Raw genomic sequence first — 21,949 nt, forward strand, 5'->3', positions numbered from 1 at the left:
GGTCCGAATGGACGGTCCCGATTTCTCCAAAGGTGTCGCGTGGCAGCGCGGCGAGTACGTTCCCATCGCGCAGGCCTCGGTGCCGCTCACCGACTGGGGCTTCCTGCGCTCGGATGCCACCTACGACGTGGTGACCGTCTGGGACGGCGCGTTCTTCCGGCTCGACGCCCACCTGGAGCGCTTCGAGCGCAGCTGCCGGCGCTTCCGGCTGGATCCCGGCAAGACGATGGCGGAGGTGACGGACATCCTGGCGCAATGCGTCAAGCTGGCAGGGTTGCGCAGCGCCTATGTCGAGATGCTCTGCACGCGCGGCCAGCCGCCCTGGGGCTCACGCGACCCGCGGCAGGCCGTCAACCAGTTCTACGCGTTCGCGGTGCCCTACGTCTGGATCGCCAACGAGGCGCAGCGCGAACGCGGCCTGCACGTGATCGTGAGCGACGTGCAGCGCATCCCGGCGGCCAGCGTGGACCCGACCGCCAAGAACTACCACTGGAACGACCTCACCATGGGCTTGCTGGGGGCGCTCGATGCGGGCGGCGACACGGTGCTGCTGACCGATGCCGCGGGCAACGTGGTGGAGGGACCGGGCTTCAACGTGTTCGCGGTGCGCGGTGGCGCGCTCGTCACGCCGAAGGAGGGCGTGCTCGAAGGCGTGACGCGGCGCACGGTGCTGGAGATGGCGCAGGCGCTGGGCATCCCGGTGGAACTGCGGGCGTTGCCTGCGGACGAACTGCGAGCCGCGGACGAAGCCTTCCTCAGCACGTCCGGCGGCGGCGTGCTGCCGGTGACTCGGGTGGACGGGCAACCGGTGGGCAACGGCGCACCGGGCGCAGTGACCCGGCGCCTGGTGGAGACCTACTGGGCGTGGCACCGCGATCCGCGGTACAGCCGCCCCATCGATTATTGAGGGAGCGTGTCGACGTCCTTGCGGATGGTCTCGCGCTCGCGGTGCTCCTTGCGGTCGAGCTTGCCCAAAGCGTGGTCCAGGGCCCGCCCCAACTTCTCGGCAGCGCCGCGGAACGCCAGGTCCTGGTCGGCACCCTCGTTCGTCACGGCCACGGGCGGACGGCCGGCAATACGCGCTTCCATCATGCAGCGCTTGTCGATGCCGCCCTTGGCGCCATGGTTCTGGTCGGAGAGTTGCACTTCGATGCTGGTGATGTCCTGGCGGTAGCGGCCCAGGTGCTCGTTGAGGTAGTCGGCGGCCCAGCGTTCGAGTCCTTCCGTGTTCGCGATCCCGTTGCTGGTGTTGACCTGGATGTGCATGCTCTTCCTTTCGGTTTCTTTGGAGTTGCCTTCAGCTTGAGGCCGAATCGTCCCGCGGGCAAGTGGGACGAGGGCGATTGGCTTGTCGGACAGCCTTGGACAGCGCGCTATGCTTCCCGCCATAAAGAGGACCCCCATGGCAGAGCTGGAAATCATCGAAGCGCAGACCGGCCCCGAGCCGCGTTCCACCATCCTGATCCTGCACGGGCTCGGCGCGGACGGCAACGATTTCGTGCCGATCGCGCAGGAGCTGGACCTGGCGTCCATCGGCCCGGTGCGGTTCGTGTTCCCGCATGCGCCGGTGCGGCCGGTGACCATCAACAACGGCTACCGCATGCGCGCCTGGTACGACATCCTGGGCAGCGAAGCCCAGGGGCGGGAAGACGAAGCGGGTTTGCGCGAGTCGCTCGCCGCCGTGGAGGAACTGCTGGCGCGCGAGGAGGCGTTGGGCATCGCGCCCGAGCGCATCGTGCTCGCCGGTTTCTCGCAGGGTTGTGCGATGGCGCTGCTGACGGGGTTGCGGCACGGCCGGCGGCTGGCCGGCATCGCGGGGCTGTCGGGCTACCTTCCGCTGGCCATGCACACCGCGGCGGAGCGGCATGCGGCGAATGCGGACACGCCGATCTTCCTGGCGCACGGCAGCCATGACGACATCGTCGTGCCCGCGCGCGGCCGCATGACCCGCGATGCGCTCGCGGCGTTGGGTTACCGGCCAGAGTGGCATGAATATCCCATGGGCCACTCCGTGTCCATGGAGGAGATCGCCGACCTGCAGGGATGGCTCCTGAAGGTCCTCGGCACGGTGTGAACGGCTTGCGCGCCTACATGCGGCGCGCTGCGCGACAGTACGCTGGGGCCATGCAAGAAAGCGGAGCGCAGACATGAACGCCCACCCCCTGCTCGGACAGATTCTCGGCGGCGTGTTCGGCCATGCCATGCAACGGCGCGGCATGCCGCCGCGCGCCGGGCGTGGCCTCGGCGGCGCCGCCGTGGGGGGCATCCTGGCCGGCATGCTCGGGCGCGGCCGGGGCGGGCGCGGCAACATGCTGATGTTGCTGCTGCCGCTGGCGCTGCGCTGGGTGCAACGCAATGGTGGCATCGCCGCCGTGCTGAAGCGCTTCCAGCAGCAAGGCTACGGGCCCCAGGCCAAGTCGTGGGTCGCGACGGGCGAGAACAAGCGCCTGGACGAGCACGCCATCCACGAGCTGGTGGGCCAGCGCGAGATGGCGCAGCTTTCGCAGCAGCTGGGGGTGCCGCAGCACGAGGTGGCCCAGGGTTTCGCGGAGATCCTGCCCGAGGTGGTGGATCAGCTCACGCCTGCCGGCCGGCTGCCGGCGGAGGCGGACGACCTGCTGGAGGACGGCCGCAGCGAGCTCGAACAGGAGATCGGCCAGGTGCAGCAGAAGGAAAGCACTCCCTAGACAGTTCCGCGGCGGCGCGGCCACAATGCTCCGGCCACCACCGGAGAACTGCAGTGAACGCTCCCGCCGCCCTCGCCACGCTGATGACCGGCGACGACTACCGTGAATCGCTGCGCCGCTACCAACCTCGCGTGTTCGTCGATGGCCGTGCCATCGAATCGGTGGTTGACGAGCCGGCGCTGCAGCCCGGCATCAACGCCATCGCGCTCACCTACGACTACGCGCTGAAACCGGAGTACGAGCCGCTGATGACGGCGGTGCAGCACACCAGCGGCAAGCGCGTGAACCGGCTCACGCACATCAACACCGGGGTTGCGGACCTCATGAACAAGCTGGAGGCCGTGCGCCTGGTCTGCCAGGAAACGGGCTGCGCCCAGCGCTATCTCACGCACGACGCGATGAACGCCATCGGCCAGGTGGCCGCGCGCATCGATGACGCCAGGGGCTCGCGCGAACACACGGCGCGCTTCCTGGAATATCTGCATCGCGTGCAGGACCAGGACCTGACGCTGGGCGTGGCGATGACGGACGCCAAGGGCGACCGCAGCCGCCGCCCGCACGAGCAGGCCAGTGCCGACAGCTACGTGCACATCGTCGAGCGCAACGCGAGGGGCGTCGTCATTTCGGGGACCAAGGCCATCGTGACGGGTGCGCCCTACATGCACGAACTGCTGGTCATGCCCTGCCGAAACATGGGGAAGGAAGATGCGGACTTCGCGGTCTGCTGCGCGGTGCCCATTGACGCGCCGGGACTCACCATCGCCGCGCGTCCCGCGGGCCGGCCCGGCGACAAGGTGGAGCATGGTGAAGCATTGTTCTCGCGCAAGTACGGCCAGAGCACCGGTGTGTGCATCTTCGATCGCGTGTTCGTACCGTGGGAACATGTGTTCTACGCCGGCGAGTGGGAGCACAGCGGCCACCTCACCTACAGCTATGCCACCCACCATCGCCACACCTGCATCGCCGCCAGGGCGGGCTTCGGCGACCTGCTGATCGGCGCCGGCGCACTGATGTGCGAGGCGAACGGCTTCGACCCGGGCCACGAGACGCACCTGCGCGAGCAGATGGTGGAGCTGATCAAGATCACCGAAGGCTTCTTCGCTTGCGGCGTGGCGGCCAGCGTCTACGGCAAGGCCGACGAGCACAGCGGCACCTTCATGCCCGACCCGGTGTTCTCCAACATCGGCAAGCTGCTGCTGGCCACGCAGATCTACGACATGCACCGCATCGCGCACTATGTGAGCGGCGGCCTGATCGTCACGCTGCCGGGGCCCGACGAAGACCACAACCCCGAGACCGGCGCGAAGCTGTCGGAGGTGCTGCGCGCGAATCCGGCGGTGCCGTACGAGAAGCGCATCGAGACCGCGCGCTTCATCGAGGACCTGACGGCCGGCTACCAGGGCGGCTGGTACAGCCTGATCAGCCTGCACGGCGGCGGTTCACCGGCCGCGATGAAGCAGGAGATCTGGCGGCACTACCCGGTGGGGTCAAAGGTGGAGTTGGTCGAGCGGTTGCTGGAGCGCGGCGTGCTGCACGACCCGAATCGCGCGATCACGAAGAACCGCCAGCCCGGGAAATGCTGCGACATGGGCTGCAGCACGCCGGGGGCGCCGGTGATGGTGCCGTTGCCGAGTCCTCAAGGGCCCCATCATGAGTGACTCCGAAAAGCAGGTCCTCCGAGCCCTCGACACCTACAAGTCGGCGGTGCTGGCCAAGAACGCCGAGACGCTCATGCACCTCTACGACCCCGAGGTCAGGGTCTTCGACACCTGGGGCATCTGGTCGTACGAATGCGCGGCTGCCTGGCGAATCGCCGTGGAAGGCTGGTTCTCCTCGCTTCGCGACGAGACCCCGGGTCACGTTCGAGGGCGTGAAGATCATCAGCGAGGCAGACTTCGCCTGCATGAGCGCCTTCGTCACGTACACCGGCATTTCAGCCCAGGGGCAGGAGCTCCGGGCCATGCAGAACCGGATCAGCTGGGCCCTCAGGAACCGGGGCCATGTTCTGCGTATCGTCCACGAGCACACATCCGCACCGATCGGGTTCGAGGACCACAAGGCGATCCTGGAGCGTGAAGGGAAGTCATGAGCGGGCGGGCCGTCGCGTCGTGGCGCACATGAACGTCCGTTGTGCCATGCCAGCGGACATCCAAACCCTCAACGAAATCGCTCTCGCGGCCAAGGCGCACTGGGGTTACTCCGCCGAGCAGCTTCGGGCTTGGAAAGCGGACCTCACCGTCTCCGCGGAAGCACTGGCGGCCAAGCCGGTCTGGGTGGCGGAAGAAAATGGGCGGCCGACCGGCTTTGTGCAGGTGGCGATGGACACGCAGCCTTGGGAACTGGAGGCGTTGTGGGTTGATCCAGGGCACATGGGCCGGGGTGTCGGCAAAGCCCTCCTGGCGTGGGCCAGGCAACAGGCTCTGGCTGGGGGCCAGAGCGAACTGGCCATCGACGCGGACCCCCACGCCGAGGCGTTCTACCGTGCTTGTGGGGCCCGCCTGGTGGGCACGGTGCCGGCACCCATCGCCGGCAGTCCGGAACGCGTACGGCCTCAGCTCAGATTGCAGGTGAAGGCCGAAGATGGAGATGGAAGCCCTGGATTCCCGCCTCCGCGGGAATGACGAAGCAGGCCTACGCCTCGCCGCCGAACCGCTTGATCAGGTTGTCGATGTACTTCTCGACCAGCTTTTCGAACTCGGAAGCCACGACCGGTTCCACGACCATCTTCATCAGGCCGGGCAGCGGCACTTCGACCGTCCCGTCGATCTTCAGGACCACCTTGGTCGTCTTGCCCTTGACGTCGGTGATCTTCCAGCTGCCGCCGACCAGCGCGTTGCCGACGCCCTTGACCGGCGTCCACTTGACGGTGCCCTTGGCCTTGTCAGTCACGTACTTGCTGGCGTAGACGGTCTGGATGTTCACCTGGGCGGTGCCGACCTTCTGCATTTCCCACTTGTAGACGCCGTCACCCATGTCGGTGAGCTTCTCCACCTTGGGGAAATGCGAGACGGACGTGGGGACGTCCGACAACACCGCGAACACTTCGTCGGCCTTGGCCTTGACTTCGAACTCGTAGCCCAGGTCGATGTTGACGCTCACTGCCATGCTTGTCTCCTCGTGCTTTTGTCGTTCTGGCGAAAAAAAGGGTGGCCCATTCTGCCACCCCGTCTTGCGAGCGCGAAGCGCCGCGGATTACGCGCGCGTCTGCTGCCAGGTGGCGGCGCGGTCCACCGCCGTACGCGCGGCTTGCACCACCGTCTGCACGGCGACTTCGGCGCCGCTGGCGGTCAGGGCAACGCCCTTGGTGTAGTAGCCGGCGAACACCTTCTTGGCATGCGTGGCGTTGCGGCGCGTCTCGGCCGACAGCTTCGGCGCGGACTGCTTGAACGCGCTGTCCCACTGGGCGCCGGCGAACTCGGCCAGGCGCTCGCCGCCTTCACGCCAGGCGTCGATGGCCTTCTGGGCGTTGCTGTCGATACCGTCGATGACCTGGCTGGCCACGGTGGAGAAGTCGGCGTTTTTCATGGGTCGTTCCTTGATGAGGGGAGAATTCGGATGAGTGGATTGTCGGCAGGCGGCCTAGTGCGGACGACCTAAAGCGGGCACTTTCTCTAGAGGGGCTGACCTAACGCAAAAAGCTTGGGCCTGCCCGGTGCAGGTTTTGCCCAAAGGTGTTACCTTCCGGCCCAGCACGAACCCGAGGGCGACGAGAGACATCCATGAGCACCCTGCAACAAGCCCTGAACACGCTCGCGCCCGAGCGTCTGAAGGGCATCCGCCGCGGCATCGAGAAGGAAAGCCTGCGCGCCACGGCGCAGGGCTCGCTCGCGTTGACGCCGCACCCGGCGGAGCTGGGCTCCGCGCTCACGCACCCGAACATCACCACCGACTACAGTGAGTCCCAGCTCGAGCTCATCACGGGCGTGCACACCAGCGTCGAGCAGTGCCTGGAAGAGCTGACCAACATCCACCAGTTCACCTACCGCGCGCTCGGCGACGAGGTGCTGTGGGTGAGCAGCATGCCGTGCAACCTGCCGGCCGACGAGAACATCCCGATCGGCCGCTACGGCTCGTCGAACGTGGGCCGCGCCAAGAGCGTCTACCGGATGGGTCTCGCGCACCGCTACGGGCGGCGCATGCAGACCATCTCGGGCATCCACTACAACTGGTCGATGCCGGGCGTGACGGACGCGCAGTACTTCGGCCTGATCCGCAATTTCCGCCGCCACGCCTTCCTGCTGCTGTACCTGTTCGGCGCGTCGCCGGCGGCATGCTCCACCTTCGTCACCGGCCGCAACCACGAACTGCAGTCGCTCACCCCGCACACGGTCTACATGCCGCACGGCACGTCGCTGCGGATGGGCCGGCTGGGTTACCAGAGCGACGCGCAGGCCAGCCTGGCGGTCAGCTACAACAGCCTGGAAGGCTACGCCGCGTCGATCCATGACGCGCTGACGCGCCCCTATCCCGCCTACGAGGCGGTGGGCATCATGAACCCCGGCGGCGAGTACAACCAGCTCGCCACCAGCCTGCTGCAGATCGAGAACGAGTTCTACGGCACGATCCGCCCCAAGCGCGTCATCCGCCCCGGCGAGCGCCCGTTGCATGCCCTGCGCGAGCGCGGCGTCGAATACGTCGAAGTCCGCCTGATGGACCTCGACCCCTTCGTGCCGATCGGCATCAAGGCCCAGACCATCCGCTTCCTCGACGTCTTCCTGCTGCACTGCCTGCTGGCCGGCAGCCCGGCCGACACGCCGCAGGAAATCGCCGCGCTCGGACGCAACCAGCACAAGACGGCCGCGTACGGGCGCCAGCCTGGCCTGATGCTGGAGCGCGGCAATGCCGAGGTCTCGCTGGCCGATTGGGGTGCCGAGATCGTCGCGGCCTGCGGCCCCATCGCAGCCCAGCTCGACGCGGCGCACGGGACCACCGACTACACCGACGCCATGCGCTCCGCGCTCGCGCTGCTGGCCGAGCCCGAACTGCTGCCGTCGGCCCGTGTCCTGGCGGCCATGGCGCAGGACCACGACAACAGCTTCACGGGGTTCGTCCGCGCGCAGTCGGAACAGGTCAAGGCGAAGCTGCTCAAGCTGCCCTATGCGGGTGCGCTGCAGACGCGGCTGGAAGCCTTGGCGCGCCAGTCGGTGGCCGAACAGGCCGCCGTGGAAGCCGGCGACAGCATGCCGTTCGAGATCTACCGGCAGCAGTACGTCTCGCCGGAACGGCTGGGCCTGGGCAAGACGGCCGTGGCGCCCGCGCTCGCGGCGGTCTAGCTTCCTCACGTCAAGCCATGGCGACGGTGTCCTACAGGCGTCGCCTACCGCTGAGCCGAAAGTAGCGGGGCCGGGGAGTTTCCCCGCAAGGAGCTTCCATGCAAATCAGACTTTCATCGCATCGCCTGCTGGCCGTGCTGATCGCCGCGGCATTCTGCGCGGGTCCCGCGCTGGCCGACAAGGACGACAAGGGCGGCAAGCACCATGACAAGGCCGAGAAGCATGCGCAGAAGCATGAGGACAAGGCCGAGCGAAAGGCCGGGAAGCACGCGGAGAAGGCCGCGAAGCAGCAACACAAGGAAGCCATGAAGGACCGCCGGGACGACGACCGCGACGGCCGGCCTGGTCACCGCGTGGCGCGCCGCGACCTGCCGCCCGGCGGCTACTTCAACGACCGGCACCGCGAATCCGTGCGCACCTACTACGTCCAGCACTACGGCCACGGCAAGTCCTGCCCGCCTGGCCTGGCCAAGAAGAACAACGGCTGCCAGCCTCCCGGCCATGCGAAGCGCTGGAACGTCGGCCAGCCGCTGCCCCGTGACGTCGTCTACTACACGGTGCCGCAGCCGGTGCTGGTGCGGCTGCCGCCCCAGCCCCAGGGCTACCGCTATGTCCACGTGGGCGGTGACGTCCTGCTGATCGCCATCGGCACGCTGATGGTGATCGACGGCATGGACGGCCTGTTGCGGATGTAGCCGGCATGAGGTTCGCGCGCCTGGTCATCGCGGGATGCGCCGCCGCGGCCTGTGTGGCCGCGTTCCCGCTGCGGGCCCAGACCGAGCCGCCGAAGCAGGAGCGCGAAGCGGCCGCGCCGGCGTCCCAGCTCAGTCAAGTCGGCAAGGGCTCCCGCATGGGCCGCAAGGAACTGCAGCCCGGCGCCTTCATCGGACCCCGCCACCGCGGGCGGGCCCAGGAGTGGATCAGCCGGCATCGCGCGGGTGCTTCACCCGGGCCGTGGCGCATCGGGCAGTCCTTGCCCAAGGCAGCCGGCGCCCAGCCCGCACCGGCGGACCTGCTGGGCGTCCTCCCTCCCACGCCGCCCGGCATGCGCTATGTCGTCGTGGGTGACGCCGTACTGCTGTTGGGGAGCGAGTCGCGCATGGTGGTCGACGCGGTGGCCCTCAGCCTTCCATCCAGTTCCCCGCGCTGAACTTCACCGGCGGTGCTGCCGGGTCGAAACTCACCCCGGCGGGGTCGCGACCTTCCTGCACGGCCTCCAGCTGCTTCATCAGCAGCCGGCGCAGCATCACCAGGCCGCGGTCCGTGCTGGCCAGGTGTTCCTCGGAGTGCTTCGCGATCGGGCCCTGGCTCACCATGGCCTCGTAGTCGCCGGGGTAGACCTGGTGCTCGGCCTCGGTCAGTTCCTCCCACAGCTTGCCACCCAGGCGCGAGCGCATCTTGTGCAGCTCGCCCTTCTCGGTGACGCGCCCGACCACATAGATGCGGAAGCTGTGGTCGTCGATCGGCAGGATCCAGCCCAGCGACTCGACCATGCCAAAGCGGCCGACGCGCGGGCTGGGGATGACGCGCAGCGTCGGCAGCCCGGCTTCGCTGATGCGGCGGAACGTCTTGCCATCGGGCAGTTTGCGCAGCGACAGCGTGCGCACCGAGATGCCGGTCGTATCCCAGTTGACCTGGGGCATCACGGCCATCTCCGGAACGAACTGCGTGCCGCTGAAGGACGAATGCAGGATCACGACGTGGAACGGGTCCACCAGGTTCTCGTAGTGCTGCAGCCAGTTGCAGGGGATCACCTGCGGGCCGCCGCCGCCGATGCTGCGGTCATCCGCCTCCAGGAATTCACCTTCGGCCAGCTGTTCGAGACATTCGTAGCGCGGCAGCACCGGCTTCTTCTCCGGCGGGCCGAGGTAGGCCCAGACCAGGCCGTACAGCTCTTCGACGGGGTACCAGGGCTGGCGCACCTTGTCCCGCGCCCGGCCGCCTTCCGGCTCGCACGGCTGTTCCATGCAGTGCCCCTGCACGTCGAACAACCAGCCGTGATAGCAGCAGCGGATGCCGCGCTCTTCCACCTTGCCGTAGTAGAGCGAGGCGCCGCGGTGCGCGCAGTGGGGATAGACCAGGCCCGGCCGGCCCTGGCCGTCCCGGAACAGGATGAGGTCTTCGCCCAGCACGCGCACCTTGCGCGGCGTGGCGGTGGCGTCCCCCACCAGGCCGACCGGGTGCCAATAGCGGCGCAGCAACTCGCCCATGGGCGTGCCGGGGCCGACGTCGGTGAGCTCGTGCTTCGACGTGGGTGGCGGCTTGCCGTACGCCGTGCCGGTATCGACGGCGATCGGAATCACTCGCGCATTCATTCCGCCGTCACCCCCGCCGCCTTGATCAGCTCCGCCATGCGCGGGTAGTCCTGCCGGTAGCGCTCCATGAACTCGGTGGGCGTATTGCCGAGCGGCTCGAAGCCGAAAGCCGTGAGGCGCGCCTTCACGTCCGGCATGGCGGTGATCTCACGCAGGGCCGTGACCCAGGCCTGGACGATCGGTTGCGGCGTGTTCGCCGGCGCATAGATCCCGATCCAGCTGTCGATGTCGAAGCCCTGGAAGCCCTGCTCCTTGAAGGTGGGCACGTTGGGCATCGCCGAGACGCGGCTGGTGCCGGAGATGCCCAGCACCTTCATCTTGCCGCCCTGTGTCTGGTTGCGCGCGGTCGACGGGTTGGCCCAGGCGAAGTCAAGCTGCTCGCCGAACAGGTCGTTGTGCGCCGCGGCTTCAGCCTTGTAGGGCACGTGGACCAGGTCGGCGCCGGTCTGGCGGCGCAGCAGTTCGCCGAACAGGTGCGCCGTGGAGCCGTTGCCCCAGGTGCCGTAGGTCATGCGTCCCTTGGTCTTGGCGAAGGCGATGAATTCCTTCAGGTCGGAATAGGGCGCGTTGGCGCGCGCGACCAGCATCGGCCCGCCGGTCGCCAGCATCGACAGCGGCTGGAAGTCCTTCACCGGGTCGTAAGGCAGCTTCGCCTGCAGGATGTGGTTGTTCACGTGCGTGAGCGGCAACGTCATCAGCACCGTGTGACCGTCGGGCGCGGCCTTGGCCACGAAATCGGCGGCGATGATGCCGCTGGCACCCGGCTTGGCGTCCACCACCACCGGCTGGTTCCAGCGGGCCGAGAGCTTCTCGCCGTAGGCGCGCGCCAGCGTGTCGATGGGACCGCCGCCGGTGCCGAAGGGCACAATGCGAATGGGCCTGTTGGGGAAGGGCGCGGTCTGCGCCCAGGCGGGCAGGGCGGCCGAAAGTGCGGCGCCGGCGAGGAGGCTTCTTCTGTTGAACATGCGCGATGTCTCCAGGTGCGGATCGGGAATCGCCGATGTTGCGGGCGGACCGTCCGCGGTGTCCATTCCAAGCTTTGGATAGGAGATATGAACCAGCGTGATATCCGCAGCCTGGACATCGGCATGCTGCGCACCTTCGACGCGCTGATGCGCGAGCAGAACGTGTCGCGCGCGGCGGCCCGCCTGTTCCTGAGCCAGCCGGCCGTCAGCGCGTCGCTCAACCGCCTGCGCGAGGTGTTCGGCGATCCGCTCTTCACGCGCACCTCGCACGGTGTGGTGCCGACGCCGCGGGCGCGGGCCCTGGCGCCGCAGGTGGCCAAGCTGCTGGCCGACCTGGCGGGCTTGCTTGAGGGCGACCAGCCGTTCGATCCCGCGCGCAGCCAGCGCATCTTCCGCATCGCCGGTTCGGACCACGCCAGCCGCATGTTGCTGCCGGCACTCTCGCAGACCCTGGTGGCGCTTTCCTCCGGCATCCGCATCGTGTGGGTGCCGCCGGGCTCGTGGTCGCTGGCCGAACACCTGCACAAGGGCGAGCTCGACCTGGCGGTGGTGGCGCGCGTGCAGGTGCCGCGCGACATCGAAACGCGCGTGCTGTACCAGGACCACTACGTCTATGTCATGCGCCAGGACCATCCCCGGGCCGCCGAACCCGTCACGCTCGACAGCTTCTGCGCCATCCCGCAGATCTTCCTGGGCTACGGCACCTCGACGCTCGACGACCTCATCGACGAAACGCTGGCCCGCCAGGGCCGCCAGCGGCTGGCGCAGATCGCCGTGACCAGTTTCGGGCAGATCGTCCACCAGCTGCTGCACAGCGACCATGCGGCCGTGCTCGGCGGCCGGGTGGCGCGGCAGTTCGCGGCGCAGCTGCACATCCAGCCACTGCCTTTCGAACTTCCGGGCTACAGCTCGCTGCTGTGCTGGGACGCGCGCTCGGACGCCGACGCCGGCGTGCAATGGCTCAAGGGCGAGATCCTGCGCACCCTGGCCACCGATTGAACCCTTTTTGCACGGGAGCGGCCCTCGTTCTACAATACTGGGTTAAGGAGGCCCATGGCCAAGGAAGAACTGATCGAAATGAACGGCCGCGTGGCCGAAATCCTGCCGGACTCGCGCTATCGCGTGATTCTGGACAACGGGCATGAACTCGTCGCCTACACCGGCGGCAAGATGCGCAAGAACCACATCCGCATCATCGCGGGTGACCTGGTGAGCCTGGAGCTGTCGCCGTACGACCTGACCAAGGGCCGCATCATGTTCCGCCACCTGCCGGCCCGCACCGGCCCTTCGTCGCCGCGTCCGGCCTTCAAGCGCCGCTGAGGCGCTGGCGCGCATCTTTGCGGGGCCTTGCCGCCCCGCCGACCCCGCAAGTTCCTCGACTGTTCGCGCCTAGAGCTGGATCGGCTGCGTCGCCGCGAAATCCTCGGGCGGCCGCTTGGCGTTGTCGCGCACGGAAAGCAGGCGCTCCAGGTCCGCTTTCACTTCGTCGGTGGACCGCTGGATGGTGACGGGGCCAGCGATCACGTCACCTCCCGCCACAGCCGCGGCCGACGACTCGGTGTGATCCGAAGGCATGGCCGTCCAGGAGCCCGGATGCGGCAGCATCGGGCAGGACGACTGGTCGTCCATCGCGTACTGCCAGGAAATCCCCATCAGCCAGTTCGTCGCCAGCGGGTCCATCGCGACCACCCGCTTGTAGAAATTCTGTTCGAACGCGACCCCGTGCACGAGCAGGCGCGGATCCCAGTGATGCATGAGCAGGCGCACATGGATGCCGGCATCCCGGCCGCCGCGCCCGGTGGTGCGCAGCATGTCGGCGCCGATCCAGGCGAGCGGGATGCCGTTGCGCGTCATCGTTTCGCGCAGCACCATGCGCAGCAAATCCTTGCGGATCGAGTGCGCGGAATTCGTCGCCTGTTGCGACGACATCGAGTTCAGGAACTGCTGGGAATGCGCCGGCGCAGGCGGTGGCACCGCAGCGCTCTTGGCCGGCTTGGCGGCCACGGCACGTTTGGCGGGCGTGTGCAGCCAGCCGAAGAAGCCGCCAGTCGTTTTTCCCATGGTTTTCCTCGAGCGGATCACTCAGCCCGCGATGTCTTTGGTGTTGTTGAGTAGATCACAATTTGAAACACTTACACATGGCTGACTGCTGAGTTACAAAGCATTCATTGGGCGAAAGGTGTTACTCGTGCGGCATCACGGCTGGGTGCGATGCGCTACAGTCCCGCTCGCTTTTTCACGACGGAGACTTCAAGCATGGGACTGGATTTCAAAGGCCGCGTGGCCATCGTCACGGGCGCGGGCGGCGGCTTGGGACGCCAGCATGCGCTGGCGCTGGCGGCGCGCGGCGCGCGGGTGCTGGTGAATGACCTGGGCGGCGCCGTCGACGGCTCCGGCGGCTCCGTGACCGCCGCGCAGGCGGTGGTGGATGAGATCCGCGCCGCGGGAGGCGAAGCGCTCGCCAACGGCGCATCCGTCACCGACTACGCCGCCGTGCAGGCCATGGTGCAGCAGGCGGTGGACGCCTGGGGCCGCGTCGACATCGTGGTCAGCAACGCGGGCATCCTGCGCGACAAGAGCTTCGCCAAGATGGACATCGCGGATTTCCGGCTGGTACTCGACGTCCACCTGATGGGCGCGGTGCATTGCTGCAAGGCGGTGTGGCCCGTGATGCAGCAGCAGAAGTACGGCCGCATCGTGTTCACCACCTCGTCGAGCGGCCTCTTCGGCAACTTCGGCCAGGCGAACTACGGCGCGGCCAAGATGGCGCTGGTGGGATTGATGCAGACCTTGTCCATCGAGGGCGAAAAGCACGGCATCCGCGTGAACTGCCTGGCGCCGACGGCCGCGACGCGCATGACCGAGGACATCTTCCCGCCCGACATGCTCGGCGCGTTCGGCCCGCAGGCCGTCGTGCCCGCCATGCTGGTGCTGGCCCAGGAAGATGCGCCGACGCGCACGACGCTGTGCGCCGGTGCCGGCGGATTCGAGGCCGCCCACGTCACGCTCACGCGCGGCGTGCACATCGGCGATGGCGCGGACGCGCCGGAGCAACTGGCCGAAGCGCTGGCCGCCGTGCGCGACCGGGATGGCGAGATCGTGCCCGGCAGCGGCATGGAGCAAGGCGCCAACGAGATGCGTCTCGCGCGCGGGCGGCAGGCGATCGCATGATGGGTCCCCTGGCGCAGACCTCACGCCGATGGGTGGCTGGTGCCCTGGCCGCCGTGCTGCTGGCCGGTTGTGGCGGCACCGGCCCCCTGCAATCCGAACTGACACCGGGCCAGCCGATCGCCCTGCAGAACCCCGGTTTCACGGCCGACCCGAACGGACGCATGCCCGGCTGGTCGCAGATCGAGCACATGGGCGGCGAGTCGTACACCTTCGTGGCCGACACCGAGCATTTCGCCTTGTCCGCGCCTTCCAGCTTGCGCATGCGCCGGCACGGCCGCGAGTTCTTCGGACTGATGGAACAGCGGGTGCGCATGCAACCGGCCTGGGCCGGCAAGACGGTGCGGCTGTCCGGCTTCATGCGCTCCCGCGGCGCCACGGGCACGGGCGGCGCGCTGCTGCTGCAATCGCGGGACGGCTACGACAACATCGTGCGCGACGAGCGCATGGCCGGGCGGCGCGTGCGCGGCGACACCGAGTGGCGCCAGTACGCCGTGGAGATGAAGCTTCCACCCTCCACCTGGTGGATCCAGGTCGGCGTGATGCTCGAGGACGACGGCACGCTGTGGGCGGACGACATCGTGCTGGAAATCATCGACTGAGCACGGGTTCCTGGATCGAAAGCGCCAGGTCGCGCGCGAAGTTCTCGAACGCCTCAGCCTGGTCTTCCGGCGGCATCCGCAGCAGCGCGGATGGATGCAGGGTCAGCAGCACCTGGCGCTTGTCGGCGCGCGTGAACCACTGGCCGCGCTCCTTCAGCACCGCGGCGGGCCGCCCCAGCAAGGCGCGCGCCGCCGTCGCGCCCAGGGCCACCAGCGCCCGCGGCTGCACCAGCGCGATCTCCTCCTCCAGCCAGTGCGCGCACGCCGCCACCTCCTGCTGCGATGGCGTCTTGTGGATGCGCCGCTTGCCGCGCGGCTCGTACTTGAAGTGGCGCACCGCGTTCGTGACGAACACCGTCTCGCGCTCGATGCCGGCCTGGCGCAGCGCACGGTCGAACAACTGCCCCGCCGGGCCGACGAAGGGGCGGCCGCGCAAGTCCTCCTGGTCGCCGGGCTGCTCACCGACGAACATCACGCGTGGCCGCAAAGGGCCTTCACCGCACACGCCCTGGGTCGCCATGGCGCCGATCGGGCAGGCGTGGCAGCGCTGCACGGCTTCGTGCAATGCGGGCAGGGTGCCGGCGGCGGGCAGCAACTGCACGCGTGGCGCGGGACCGGGGATGCGCTTGGGCAGCTGCGTGGGTGGCTGCTCGATCATCACGCCGCTGCGTTCCTGCGCCTGCGCGGCCAGGGAGGAGATCAGAGCGGCTTCCGGCAGGTTGCGCCAATACTTGCGCGGCATCTCCTTGCGCATCATGTCCAGCTTCAGGCGCGCCGGATTGAAGATGCTGCGGTAGTAGGTGAGCCAGAGCTGCTCGCCCGCGTCCGCCGGCGGCGCCTGGTCGCGCGCCACGCCAGGGCGCTCGGTCAAGGTCACGCGGTTCCACTCGATGCAGCGGTCCGGCGTGAGGATCGCCCAGCGCATGTTGGCGAAGCGGCGGCGGAACCAGGGCCCATTCGCGGCGACGATGTGGTGGTCCGGCTCGAACCAGGCGACATGCAACGGGTCCGCCGGGTCAATCCCGTCGGCCACCTGGCGGAACCGCACGAACGCATGCATCTTGTGGCTGTCGCGGCGGACGTCATGCGCCATCCGCCGCGCCAGCAACAGGTCTTCATCCAGTGGGTCATGGCGCAGCGCGGGTTCATGCGCCAGCCGCCAGAGCAGGCGGTACAGCAACGCGAAGCGCTGCGGGTCGCGGTGCAGGACGACGTCTTCGCACAGGGACAGGAAGCTCGCGGGGACGGAGACGGCAGCCGCGTCGCCGGGTGTCTGCGGAAGATGCGAGCCCGCGTCCTCGTCGAACAATGTGGCCGTTGCCGCGGTGGACCAGTGCACGGCATCTGGCGGTACGCCTCGCGCGAGCAGGGCGCGCGCCTGCGCCCGGAACCCGGCCAAATCGGTCTCGCTCGCCAACCGCACCTGCATGGTCAGAACAGCGCCGCCTGCGCGGGCACGGGCGTGACGGTGGGCACAACAGCTCCGCGGCCCGGCCGGTGGTCCGCCAGCACCACGAACGGCAGCACGCGCCGCGTGGGCACGTGCAGCCGCTTCAGGTCGTCGGCGCGCAGCCGGCGCACCCGGCGCGCCAGCAGCAGCCGCTCGACCGCTTTCACGCCCAGCCCCGGCACGCGCAACAACAGCTCGCGCGGCGCGCGGTCCAGGTCCACTGGAAAGCGCTCCGGATGCGCCAGTGCCCACGCCAGTTTGGGGTCGACGTCCAGCGCGAGCATGCCGCCGCTGCGCGGCGTGGCGATCTCGTCCGCCTCGAAGCCGTAGAAGCGCATCAGCCAGTCGGCCTGGTAGAGCCGGTGCTCGCGCACCAGCGGCGGCGCCTGCAACGGCAGGGCTGCCGACGCATGGGGGATCGGGCTGAAAGCGGAGTAGTACACCCGCTTCAGGCGGTAGGCGCCATAGAGCTGCGCGCTCGTCGCGAGGATGGTCGCGTCATTCGTGGCGTCCGCGCCGACGATCATCTGGGTGCTCTGGCCCGCGGCGGCGAACGATGGGCTCTTCGCCCGCCTGGGAGCGGCACCGGGAAGCGAAGCGACCGGCCGCCGCGCCGTGTCGCGCGCTTCCGCCCTGGCATCTTCGATGTGGATGCGGACGCGCGCCATCGAACGCTTGATGGCCGCGCCATCCTTCTCCGGCGCGAGAGCGCCCAGGCTTTGCGCGGTCGGCAGCTCGATGTTGATGGAGAGCCGGTCGGCGAAGCGCCCGGCGCGTTGCAACAGCTCCGGCGCGGCGTCTGGAATGGTCTTCAGGTGGATGTAGCCGCGGAAGTCATGCTCCTCGCGCAGGCGGCGCGCGACCTCCACCACCTGCTCCATCGTGTAGTCGGGGCTGCGGATGATGCCGCTGGACAGGAACAGTCCCTCGATGCAGTTGCGGCGATAGAAGTCCAGCGTGAGGTGCACCACTTCGTCGATGGCGAAGCGGGCCCGCGGCACGTCGCTGCTGGCGCGGTTGACGCAGTAAAGGCAGTCGTACTGGCAGTAGTTGGTCAGCAGGATCTTCAGCAGCGAGATGCAGCGGCCGTCGGGCGCGTAGCTGTGGCAGATGCCCATGCCCTCGTTGGAGCCGACGCCGCGGCCGCTGGTCGAGTCGCGCTTCACCCCGCCGCTGGAAGCGCACGATGCGTCGTATTTGGCGGCGTCCGCGAGGACGGCGAGCTTGTCCGAAAGATTCACTGGATGATCGTACAGTATCGATGGCTCAGCCGCGCCACGTCACAATCCCGCATGCCCTGGAACCGACGAATCTTTCTCACCGCAGCCGCCGCCGCCTCCCTCGCCGCCTGCTCGAAGCAGCCCAAGCTGAGCGCCCTGCCAGCCGGAGCCCCGGTCCTTGCCTTGGGCGACTCCATCACCTTCGGCACCGGCGCGACACCCGAGACGAGCTATCCCACGGTGCTGGCGAAGCTGACCGGCTGGAACATCGTCAACGCCGGTGTGCCCGGCGACACGTCGCTGGCGGCATTGAAGCGCCTGCCGGCCCTGCTGCAGGAACATGCGCCGCGGCTGGTGCTGGTCAGCATCGGCGGCAATGACTTCCTGCGTGGCGTGCAGGAGTCCGAGACCCGCACCAATGTGCGTGCGATCTGCCAGCAGTGCGCCGCGGCCGGGGCGCAGGTGGTGCTGGTCGCGATCCCGGGGTTCAGCGCTTTGGCGGCGGCGACGCGGTCGCTGAGCGACCATGCCCTGTATGCCGAGCTGGCGCAGGAGCTGAAAATTCCGGTGCACGCGTCCGGCTGGGCCGAAGTGCTCAGCGATGCGTCCCTGCGCTCGGACCCGATCCACGCCAATGCGCGCGGCTACGAGGTGTTCGCCCGCGGCCTCGCGGAGACGCTCAGGAAACTGGGCTTGACCGGATAGGTCAGACCTGGGCGGGCAGCACTTTGAGGCCGACCCAGGCGGCGCCGATCACGGCATTGACGGGCACGCTCAGCGCGCTCGGCACATAGAACAGCACCGACAGGCCGGGCGCGTTCAAGAGCATCTCGAAGAAGCCGCCCATCCCGTAGAACACGACCCCGCACCAAAGCCAGCGGCGCATGTACGTCGGCAGCCAGCGCGCCTGCGCGCGGTTGTGCCGCCACGCCGCCGCACGCTCGATCACGTTGCCGCGATTGACGTCCTGGAACAGCCAGCCGAAGAAGAAGTAGCGGTACAGCAGCGTGCGGAAAGCCATGGGGCAAGCCCTGCGGGGTGGTGCGACGATGTTGTTTCCTTGTACCGGGAAGGTCCGTGCGTGTCCATGCTGATTGTGCGTAGGACTTGGCGTCCGCGCGTTTTTCCTACCGGGGTGCGCCCGGGGGGCGGCTAACCTCCGGCGATGCAAAAACGAAAGACCGCAACGTGAAGGCTTTCCGGCTCGCGCGGCCCGCGCTGTGGCTCGCGCTCGTGGCCGTCGTCACTGCGTCCGGCTGGACCGGCTGGAAGCTGCGCGAGAGCGCACGCCTCGCACGGGAGAGCGAACCCTTCCAGGCGCAGCCGGTGAACGCGGTCGCCAGCCTGCTGATCGTCGGGGACAGCACGGCCGTGGGCACGGGGGCCAGCAGCGCCACGCGCAGCATTGGGGGCCTGATCGGCATCGGCAACCCGCAACTGCGCGTCGTGAACCGCGCGGCCAACGGCGCCCGGTACGAGGATTTCGCGCGGCAACTGCAGGCCGGCACCGAGCGCTTCGATTTCGTGCTGGTCCTCGGCGGCGGCAACGACGTGATCCGCGGGACCAGCGCCGAACAGCTGCTGCCACAGGCCCGGCGCGTGGCCGAACTGGCGCGCGAACGCGGCACCAACGTGGTGCTGATGCCACCCGGCAACGTCGGCAACGCGCCGCTCTTCCTTCCGCCGGTGGGCTGGTGGATGAGCCGGCGCGCGCAGGAACTGCATGCGGCCGTGCGGCTGGCCGCGCTGGCCACGGGCGCGACCTATGTCAACCTGTACCAGCCCCCGGAGCAGGACCCCTTTGCCCGCCAGCCCGGGCTGTACCATGCCGCCGACGGCCTGCATCCCAGCGACGCCGGCTACCGCCTCTGGCTGCAGGAGCTGGACCGGCAGGCCCACTTCGGCGAACGCCTGGCCAGCATCGTCCCGTCTCAGAGCTGAAGGCACAGCGCCAGCACGCCGGCCAGTACCAGGGCCAGGCCGGTCTTCTCCATGCGCGTGAGCTGTTCGCTCATCAGCTTGCGCGAGACGAGATAGCTGAACACCACTTCCACCATGCCGAGCGTGCGCACGTTGGCCGCCGTCGTCAGCGCGAACGCGGTGAACCAGCCGATGGACGCCGCGGCCCCGGCCGCTCCGGCGACGGCGGAGACGTGCCAGGCCGAAGCCATGGCACGCAGCGCCTGCGGAGAACGCCAGGCCAGCCAGCCGCCCAGCAGCAGCGATTGCGCCGCCTGCGCCCACAGCACGCCCCAGGCGCCCGTGAGCCAGGGCGAAACCTCGGGCAACTGCAGCGCCGCCCCGCGATAGCCGACGGCGGACAACGCGAAGCCGGCGCCGGAGCCCAGGCCGAACCAGGCGGCCCGCCCGGTCCACGCCTTCGCATCCTTCAGCGCACCCACGCCGGCCTGGGGTGGCAGCGAGAGCAGCACCACGCCGGCCGTCGCGAGCCCCATCGCCAGCAGGGTGATCCAGCCCGGCAGCTCCAGCAGGAACAGGCTGGCGAACAAGGCCACCTGCAGTGCATCGGTTTTCGAATAGGCGACGCCGATGACGAAGTTGCGCTCCTTCATGGCCCCCAGCAGGAAAGCGGTGGCCGCCAGTTGCCCGAGCGCCCCCAGCATCAACCAGCCGAAGTAGCCGGCATGGAAGCCCGGGATGGCGGCGCGCGTGGCGGGCAGCGCATGCAGCAGCAGCAGCCAGGCGGCCGCGAAGGGCAGGCCGTACAGGAAGCGCGCGAGGGTGGCGCCCAAGGTCCCCGCCTCGGCGACCAGGGACCGTTGCGCCGCATTGCGGGCGGTCTGCGCCAGGGCGGCCCACAGGACGATGGGCACCCAGAGCCAGGGCAGGAGTGGGGTGGCGGCGGACATGGCGTGACGGAACCGGAATCGCGATGATCCCGGAAACGGCCCTGCCGCGCCGTCTCGATGCGCGTGAGCTGGCCGCGCCGTTGGCGATAGCGCGCGTGACGCGGCTTCCCAACGGTTTGTGGAGGTCAGGCCGGGGTCAGCTTGATCTTGCCTTCGCGCACGTAGCGGTCGTATTCGTCGCGCGTGATGGCGGTGGCGCCGCGGCTGTTGTCTTCGGTGGACCAGCCGAGGGTGACGCTGTCGTCGGCGACCTCGATCTCCACGGGGCCCGGCGGGATGGGGATGAGCATGCCGTCGCCTTCGCGAAAGCAGACCTCGCCGCGGATCAGGGCTTGCTGGCTCATGGGTGCTCCTTGGTTGGAGCGATTGCAACCCGGCCATGGCGGCCGGCGTGTAGTCGGGCGCCTTGTCCGAATGCCGTCAACCTCCGCCGCAGGACGCCCCGGCCGCGCGCTGGAAGACCTGCCCGCGCAGCAGCATGAAAGGCCCTTCCCCGCCGGTGATGCGCAGTTCGCTGCCGACGGCATCCGCCACCAGTGCGCCACGCTCGTGGGGCGTGGTCCGCATGGTGGCGCCCTGCATGCGCGCCGTCATCCTGCGGTCGCGGCCCTTGCGCGTGAGCGTCCCCTCCACTTCCTGGTAACGCTGGGCCAGGCGCAGGCCGAAATCCTTCAACGGGCCGGTGCCGCACCACAGGCCGTCCACCTTCGCGGGCACCACCCACAGGTGCACCTTGCTCGACTTTTCCAGCCCGACCTTCTTGTCGGGCACGGGCACGACGGTGGTCTGGTCGGGCTTCCAGTCGCCCATGTCCCAGTCATGCGACACCAGCCGCGTGCCCGGCTTGAGGTCGAGCAGCACGGGCCGCAGCTGCAGGTTGACGGCGGGCAGCAGGTACATGGTGATCACGGACGCCTTGGTCAGGTCGGTCTTGAACAGGTCTTGCTCGCGGAACACCGCCCGTTCGGCGACGCCGGAGTCGCGCGCGTTCTTCTGGCTCAGCGCGACGAGCTGGGGATCGATTTCCACACCCAGCCCGCTGGCACCGAAGCGGCGCGCGGCGAGGATGACGATGCGGCCATCGCCCGAGCCGAGGTCGATCACGTGGTCGGTCGCCTTGACGTCGGCCAGGCGAAGCATCTCGAGCGTGACGTTGTCGGGGGAGGTGATGAAGGGCACTTCCTCGGTGGCCAGAGCGCACAGGGGCGCGGCCACGGCGAGTCTCAGCAGCAGTCGAAGGGGAAAGAAAAGCATCGCCCAAAAATACCACGGCGGCCTGGGCCGTGCCTCAGCCATTGCCACGGTCGAGGGCGCCGGCTGACATGGGGACGGCCGCACGGCTGGGCATCTGACCTCGATCGTCCTACAAACTTCCGCCACCGGCTGACCTTCAATGGCG

General features: G+C 68.6%; 27 protein-coding genes. 15 read left to right on the top strand and 12 right to left on the bottom strand.

All coding sequences use genetic code 11. From position 1 onward, the window contains the following. Positions 1-7 precede the first annotated feature (7 nt). Positions 8-907, top strand: coding sequence for an aminotransferase class IV (locus FN976_RS19160; RefSeq protein WP_255440597.1), 900 nt, complete (start codon positions 8-10; stop codon positions 905-907). Here the strand turns inward: FN976_RS19160 and FN976_RS19165 are convergent. Further along, on the bottom strand, positions 901-1,266 hold the full coding sequence (locus FN976_RS19165) for an HPF/RaiA family ribosome-associated protein (RefSeq protein ID WP_145894668.1): 366 nt from the start codon (positions 1,264-1,266) through the stop codon (positions 901-903). The two genes, FN976_RS19160 and FN976_RS19165, sit on opposite strands and share 7 nt — an antisense overlap. 136 nt (positions 1,267-1,402) lie before the next feature. Between FN976_RS19165 and FN976_RS19170 the strand changes: the two genes are divergently transcribed. From FN976_RS19170 to FN976_RS19190, 5 genes are all read left to right on the top strand, one after another. Then, complete coding sequence (locus FN976_RS19170) at positions 1,403-2,074, top strand: alpha/beta hydrolase (protein ID WP_145894669.1); 672 nt, start codon at positions 1,403-1,405, stop codon at positions 2,072-2,074. 73 nt (positions 2,075-2,147) lie between these two features. Beyond that, on the top strand, positions 2,148-2,687 hold the full coding sequence (locus FN976_RS19175; RefSeq protein ID WP_145894670.1) for a YidB family protein: 540 nt from the start codon (positions 2,148-2,150) through the stop codon (positions 2,685-2,687). An 83-nt stretch (positions 2,688-2,770) separates the two neighbouring features. Then, positions 2,771-4,345 carry a 4-hydroxyphenylacetate 3-hydroxylase family protein gene (locus FN976_RS19180; protein WP_145894808.1) on the top strand — a complete coding sequence of 525 codons (1,575 nt, stop codon included), beginning with the start codon at positions 2,771-2,773 and terminating at the stop codon, positions 4,343-4,345. After that, complete coding sequence (locus FN976_RS29850) at positions 4,342-4,776, top strand: nuclear transport factor 2 family protein (protein WP_145894671.1); 435 nt, start codon at positions 4,342-4,344, stop codon at positions 4,774-4,776. Before FN976_RS19180 ends, FN976_RS29850 begins: the two co-directional genes overlap by 4 nt. Before the next feature lie 46 nt (positions 4,777-4,822). Continuing rightward, positions 4,823-5,308 (top strand): GNAT family N-acetyltransferase, encoded by a 486-nt coding sequence (locus FN976_RS19190; protein ID WP_186511003.1) that lies wholly within the window; start codon positions 4,823-4,825, stop codon positions 5,306-5,308. 10 nt (positions 5,309-5,318) lie between these two features. Here FN976_RS19190 and FN976_RS19195 read toward each other — a convergent pair whose 3' ends face one another. Beyond that, the gene (locus FN976_RS19195; protein WP_145894672.1) at positions 5,319-5,792 is read right to left on the bottom strand and encodes an SRPBCC family protein; all 474 of its coding nucleotides are present in this window, start codon (positions 5,790-5,792) and stop codon (positions 5,319-5,321) included. Positions 5,793-5,879: 87 nt separating this feature from the next. Continuing rightward, complete coding sequence (locus tag FN976_RS19200; protein ID WP_145894673.1) at positions 5,880-6,212, bottom strand: hypothetical protein; 333 nt, start codon at positions 6,210-6,212, stop codon at positions 5,880-5,882. Positions 6,213-6,406: 194 nt separating this feature from the next. Here FN976_RS19200 and gshA point away from each other — a divergent pair, with 194 nt between their 5' ends. From gshA to FN976_RS19215, 3 genes are all read left to right on the top strand, one after another. Further along, a complete protein-coding gene (gene gshA, locus FN976_RS19205; protein WP_145894674.1) occupies positions 6,407-7,960 on the top strand; it encodes a glutamate--cysteine ligase in 1,554 nt (517 codons plus the stop codon). Positions 7,961-8,058: 98 nt separating this feature from the next. Then, positions 8,059-8,655, top strand: coding sequence for an RcnB family protein (locus FN976_RS19210; protein ID WP_145894675.1), 597 nt, complete (start codon positions 8,059-8,061; stop codon positions 8,653-8,655). Between the two features lie 5 nt (positions 8,656-8,660). Further along, positions 8,661-9,110 carry a hypothetical protein gene (locus FN976_RS19215; protein WP_145894676.1) on the top strand — a complete coding sequence of 150 codons (450 nt, stop codon included), beginning with the start codon at positions 8,661-8,663 and terminating at the stop codon, positions 9,108-9,110. Here FN976_RS19215 and FN976_RS19220 read toward each other — a convergent pair. Beyond that, positions 9,082-10,263 carry an aromatic ring-hydroxylating dioxygenase subunit alpha gene (locus FN976_RS19220; RefSeq protein WP_255440598.1) on the bottom strand — a complete coding sequence of 394 codons (1,182 nt, stop codon included), beginning with the start codon at positions 10,261-10,263 and terminating at the stop codon, positions 9,082-9,084. The genes FN976_RS19215 and FN976_RS19220 overlap by 29 nt on opposite strands. Positions 10,264-10,271: 8 nt before the next feature. Continuing rightward, positions 10,272-11,240 (bottom strand): Bug family tripartite tricarboxylate transporter substrate binding protein, encoded by a 969-nt coding sequence (locus FN976_RS19225; RefSeq protein ID WP_186511005.1) that lies wholly within the window; start codon positions 11,238-11,240, stop codon positions 10,272-10,274. A gap of 87 nt (positions 11,241-11,327) precedes the next feature. Here FN976_RS19225 and FN976_RS19230 point away from each other — a divergent pair, with 87 nt between their 5' ends. Together FN976_RS19230 and infA are read left to right on the top strand one after the other, a co-directional pair. Continuing rightward, entirely contained in the window at positions 11,328-12,239 is a 912-nt protein-coding gene (locus FN976_RS19230) for a LysR family transcriptional regulator (protein ID WP_145894679.1), read from the top strand. A gap of 54 nt (positions 12,240-12,293) precedes the next feature. Then, entirely contained in the window at positions 12,294-12,560 is a 267-nt protein-coding gene (gene infA / locus FN976_RS19235) for a translation initiation factor IF-1 (protein ID WP_145894680.1), read from the top strand. A 69-nt stretch (positions 12,561-12,629) separates the two neighbouring features. On the opposite strand, the gene FN976_RS19240 is transcribed toward infA, so the two are convergent. Then, positions 12,630-13,301, bottom strand: a complete 672-nt coding sequence (locus FN976_RS19240; protein ID WP_145894681.1) for a hypothetical protein — start codon at positions 13,299-13,301, stop codon at positions 12,630-12,632. 195 nt (positions 13,302-13,496) lie between these two features. On the opposite strand from FN976_RS19240, the gene FN976_RS19245 reads away from it, so the two are divergent. Beyond that, positions 13,497-14,411: an SDR family NAD(P)-dependent oxidoreductase gene (locus tag FN976_RS19245; RefSeq protein ID WP_145894682.1), complete on the top strand. Its 915-nt coding sequence runs from the start codon at positions 13,497-13,499 to the stop codon at positions 14,409-14,411. After that, positions 14,408-15,010, top strand: a complete 603-nt coding sequence (locus FN976_RS19250) for a hypothetical protein (RefSeq protein WP_145894683.1) — start codon at positions 14,408-14,410, stop codon at positions 15,008-15,010. The genes FN976_RS19245 and FN976_RS19250 overlap by 4 nt, the downstream gene beginning before the upstream one ends. Here the strand turns inward: FN976_RS19250 and FN976_RS19255 are convergent. Further along, entirely contained in the window at positions 15,000-16,439 is a 1,440-nt protein-coding gene (locus FN976_RS19255) for a UdgX family uracil-DNA binding protein (RefSeq protein ID WP_145894684.1), read from the bottom strand. The two genes, FN976_RS19250 and FN976_RS19255, sit on opposite strands and share 11 nt — an antisense overlap. A 2-nt stretch (positions 16,440-16,441) precedes the next feature. After that, on the bottom strand, positions 16,442-17,701 hold the full coding sequence (locus tag FN976_RS19260; protein ID WP_145894685.1) for a putative DNA modification/repair radical SAM protein: 1,260 nt from the start codon (positions 17,699-17,701) through the stop codon (positions 16,442-16,444). Between the two features lie 51 nt (positions 17,702-17,752). Here FN976_RS19260 and FN976_RS19265 point away from each other — a divergent pair, with 51 nt between their 5' ends. Beyond that, on the top strand, positions 17,753-18,385 hold the full coding sequence (locus FN976_RS19265; protein WP_145894686.1) for a GDSL-type esterase/lipase family protein: 633 nt from the start codon (positions 17,753-17,755) through the stop codon (positions 18,383-18,385). Between the two features lies 1 nt (position 18,386). Here the strand turns inward: FN976_RS19265 and FN976_RS19270 are convergent, their stop codons facing one another. Next, positions 18,387-18,701, bottom strand: a complete 315-nt coding sequence (locus FN976_RS19270) for a hypothetical protein (RefSeq protein WP_145894687.1) — start codon at positions 18,699-18,701, stop codon at positions 18,387-18,389. A 167-nt stretch (positions 18,702-18,868) separates the two neighbouring features. Between FN976_RS19270 and FN976_RS19275 the strand changes: the two genes are divergently transcribed. Next, positions 18,869-19,621 (top strand): SGNH/GDSL hydrolase family protein, encoded by a 753-nt coding sequence (locus FN976_RS19275; protein ID WP_145894688.1) that lies wholly within the window; start codon positions 18,869-18,871, stop codon positions 19,619-19,621. On the opposite strand, the gene FN976_RS19280 is transcribed toward FN976_RS19275, so the two are convergent. The 3 genes from FN976_RS19280 to FN976_RS19290 form a co-directional block, all read right to left on the bottom strand. Beyond that, a complete protein-coding gene (locus tag FN976_RS19280; RefSeq protein WP_145894689.1) occupies positions 19,612-20,550 on the bottom strand; it encodes an EamA/RhaT family transporter in 939 nt (312 codons plus the stop codon). The two genes, FN976_RS19275 and FN976_RS19280, sit on opposite strands and share 10 nt — an antisense overlap. A gap of 125 nt (positions 20,551-20,675) precedes the next feature. Beyond that, on the bottom strand, positions 20,676-20,894 hold the full coding sequence (locus FN976_RS19285) for a hypothetical protein (RefSeq protein WP_145894690.1): 219 nt from the start codon (positions 20,892-20,894) through the stop codon (positions 20,676-20,678). 76 nt (positions 20,895-20,970) lie between these two features. Continuing rightward, entirely contained in the window at positions 20,971-21,765 is a 795-nt protein-coding gene (locus FN976_RS19290) for an SAM-dependent methyltransferase (protein ID WP_222432848.1), read from the bottom strand. Positions 21,766-21,949 lie beyond the last annotated feature (184 nt).

The organism is Caenimonas sedimenti, assembly GCF_007833165.1.
Taxonomy (GTDB): Bacteria; Pseudomonadota; Gammaproteobacteria; order Burkholderiales; family Burkholderiaceae_C; genus Ramlibacter; species Ramlibacter sedimenti.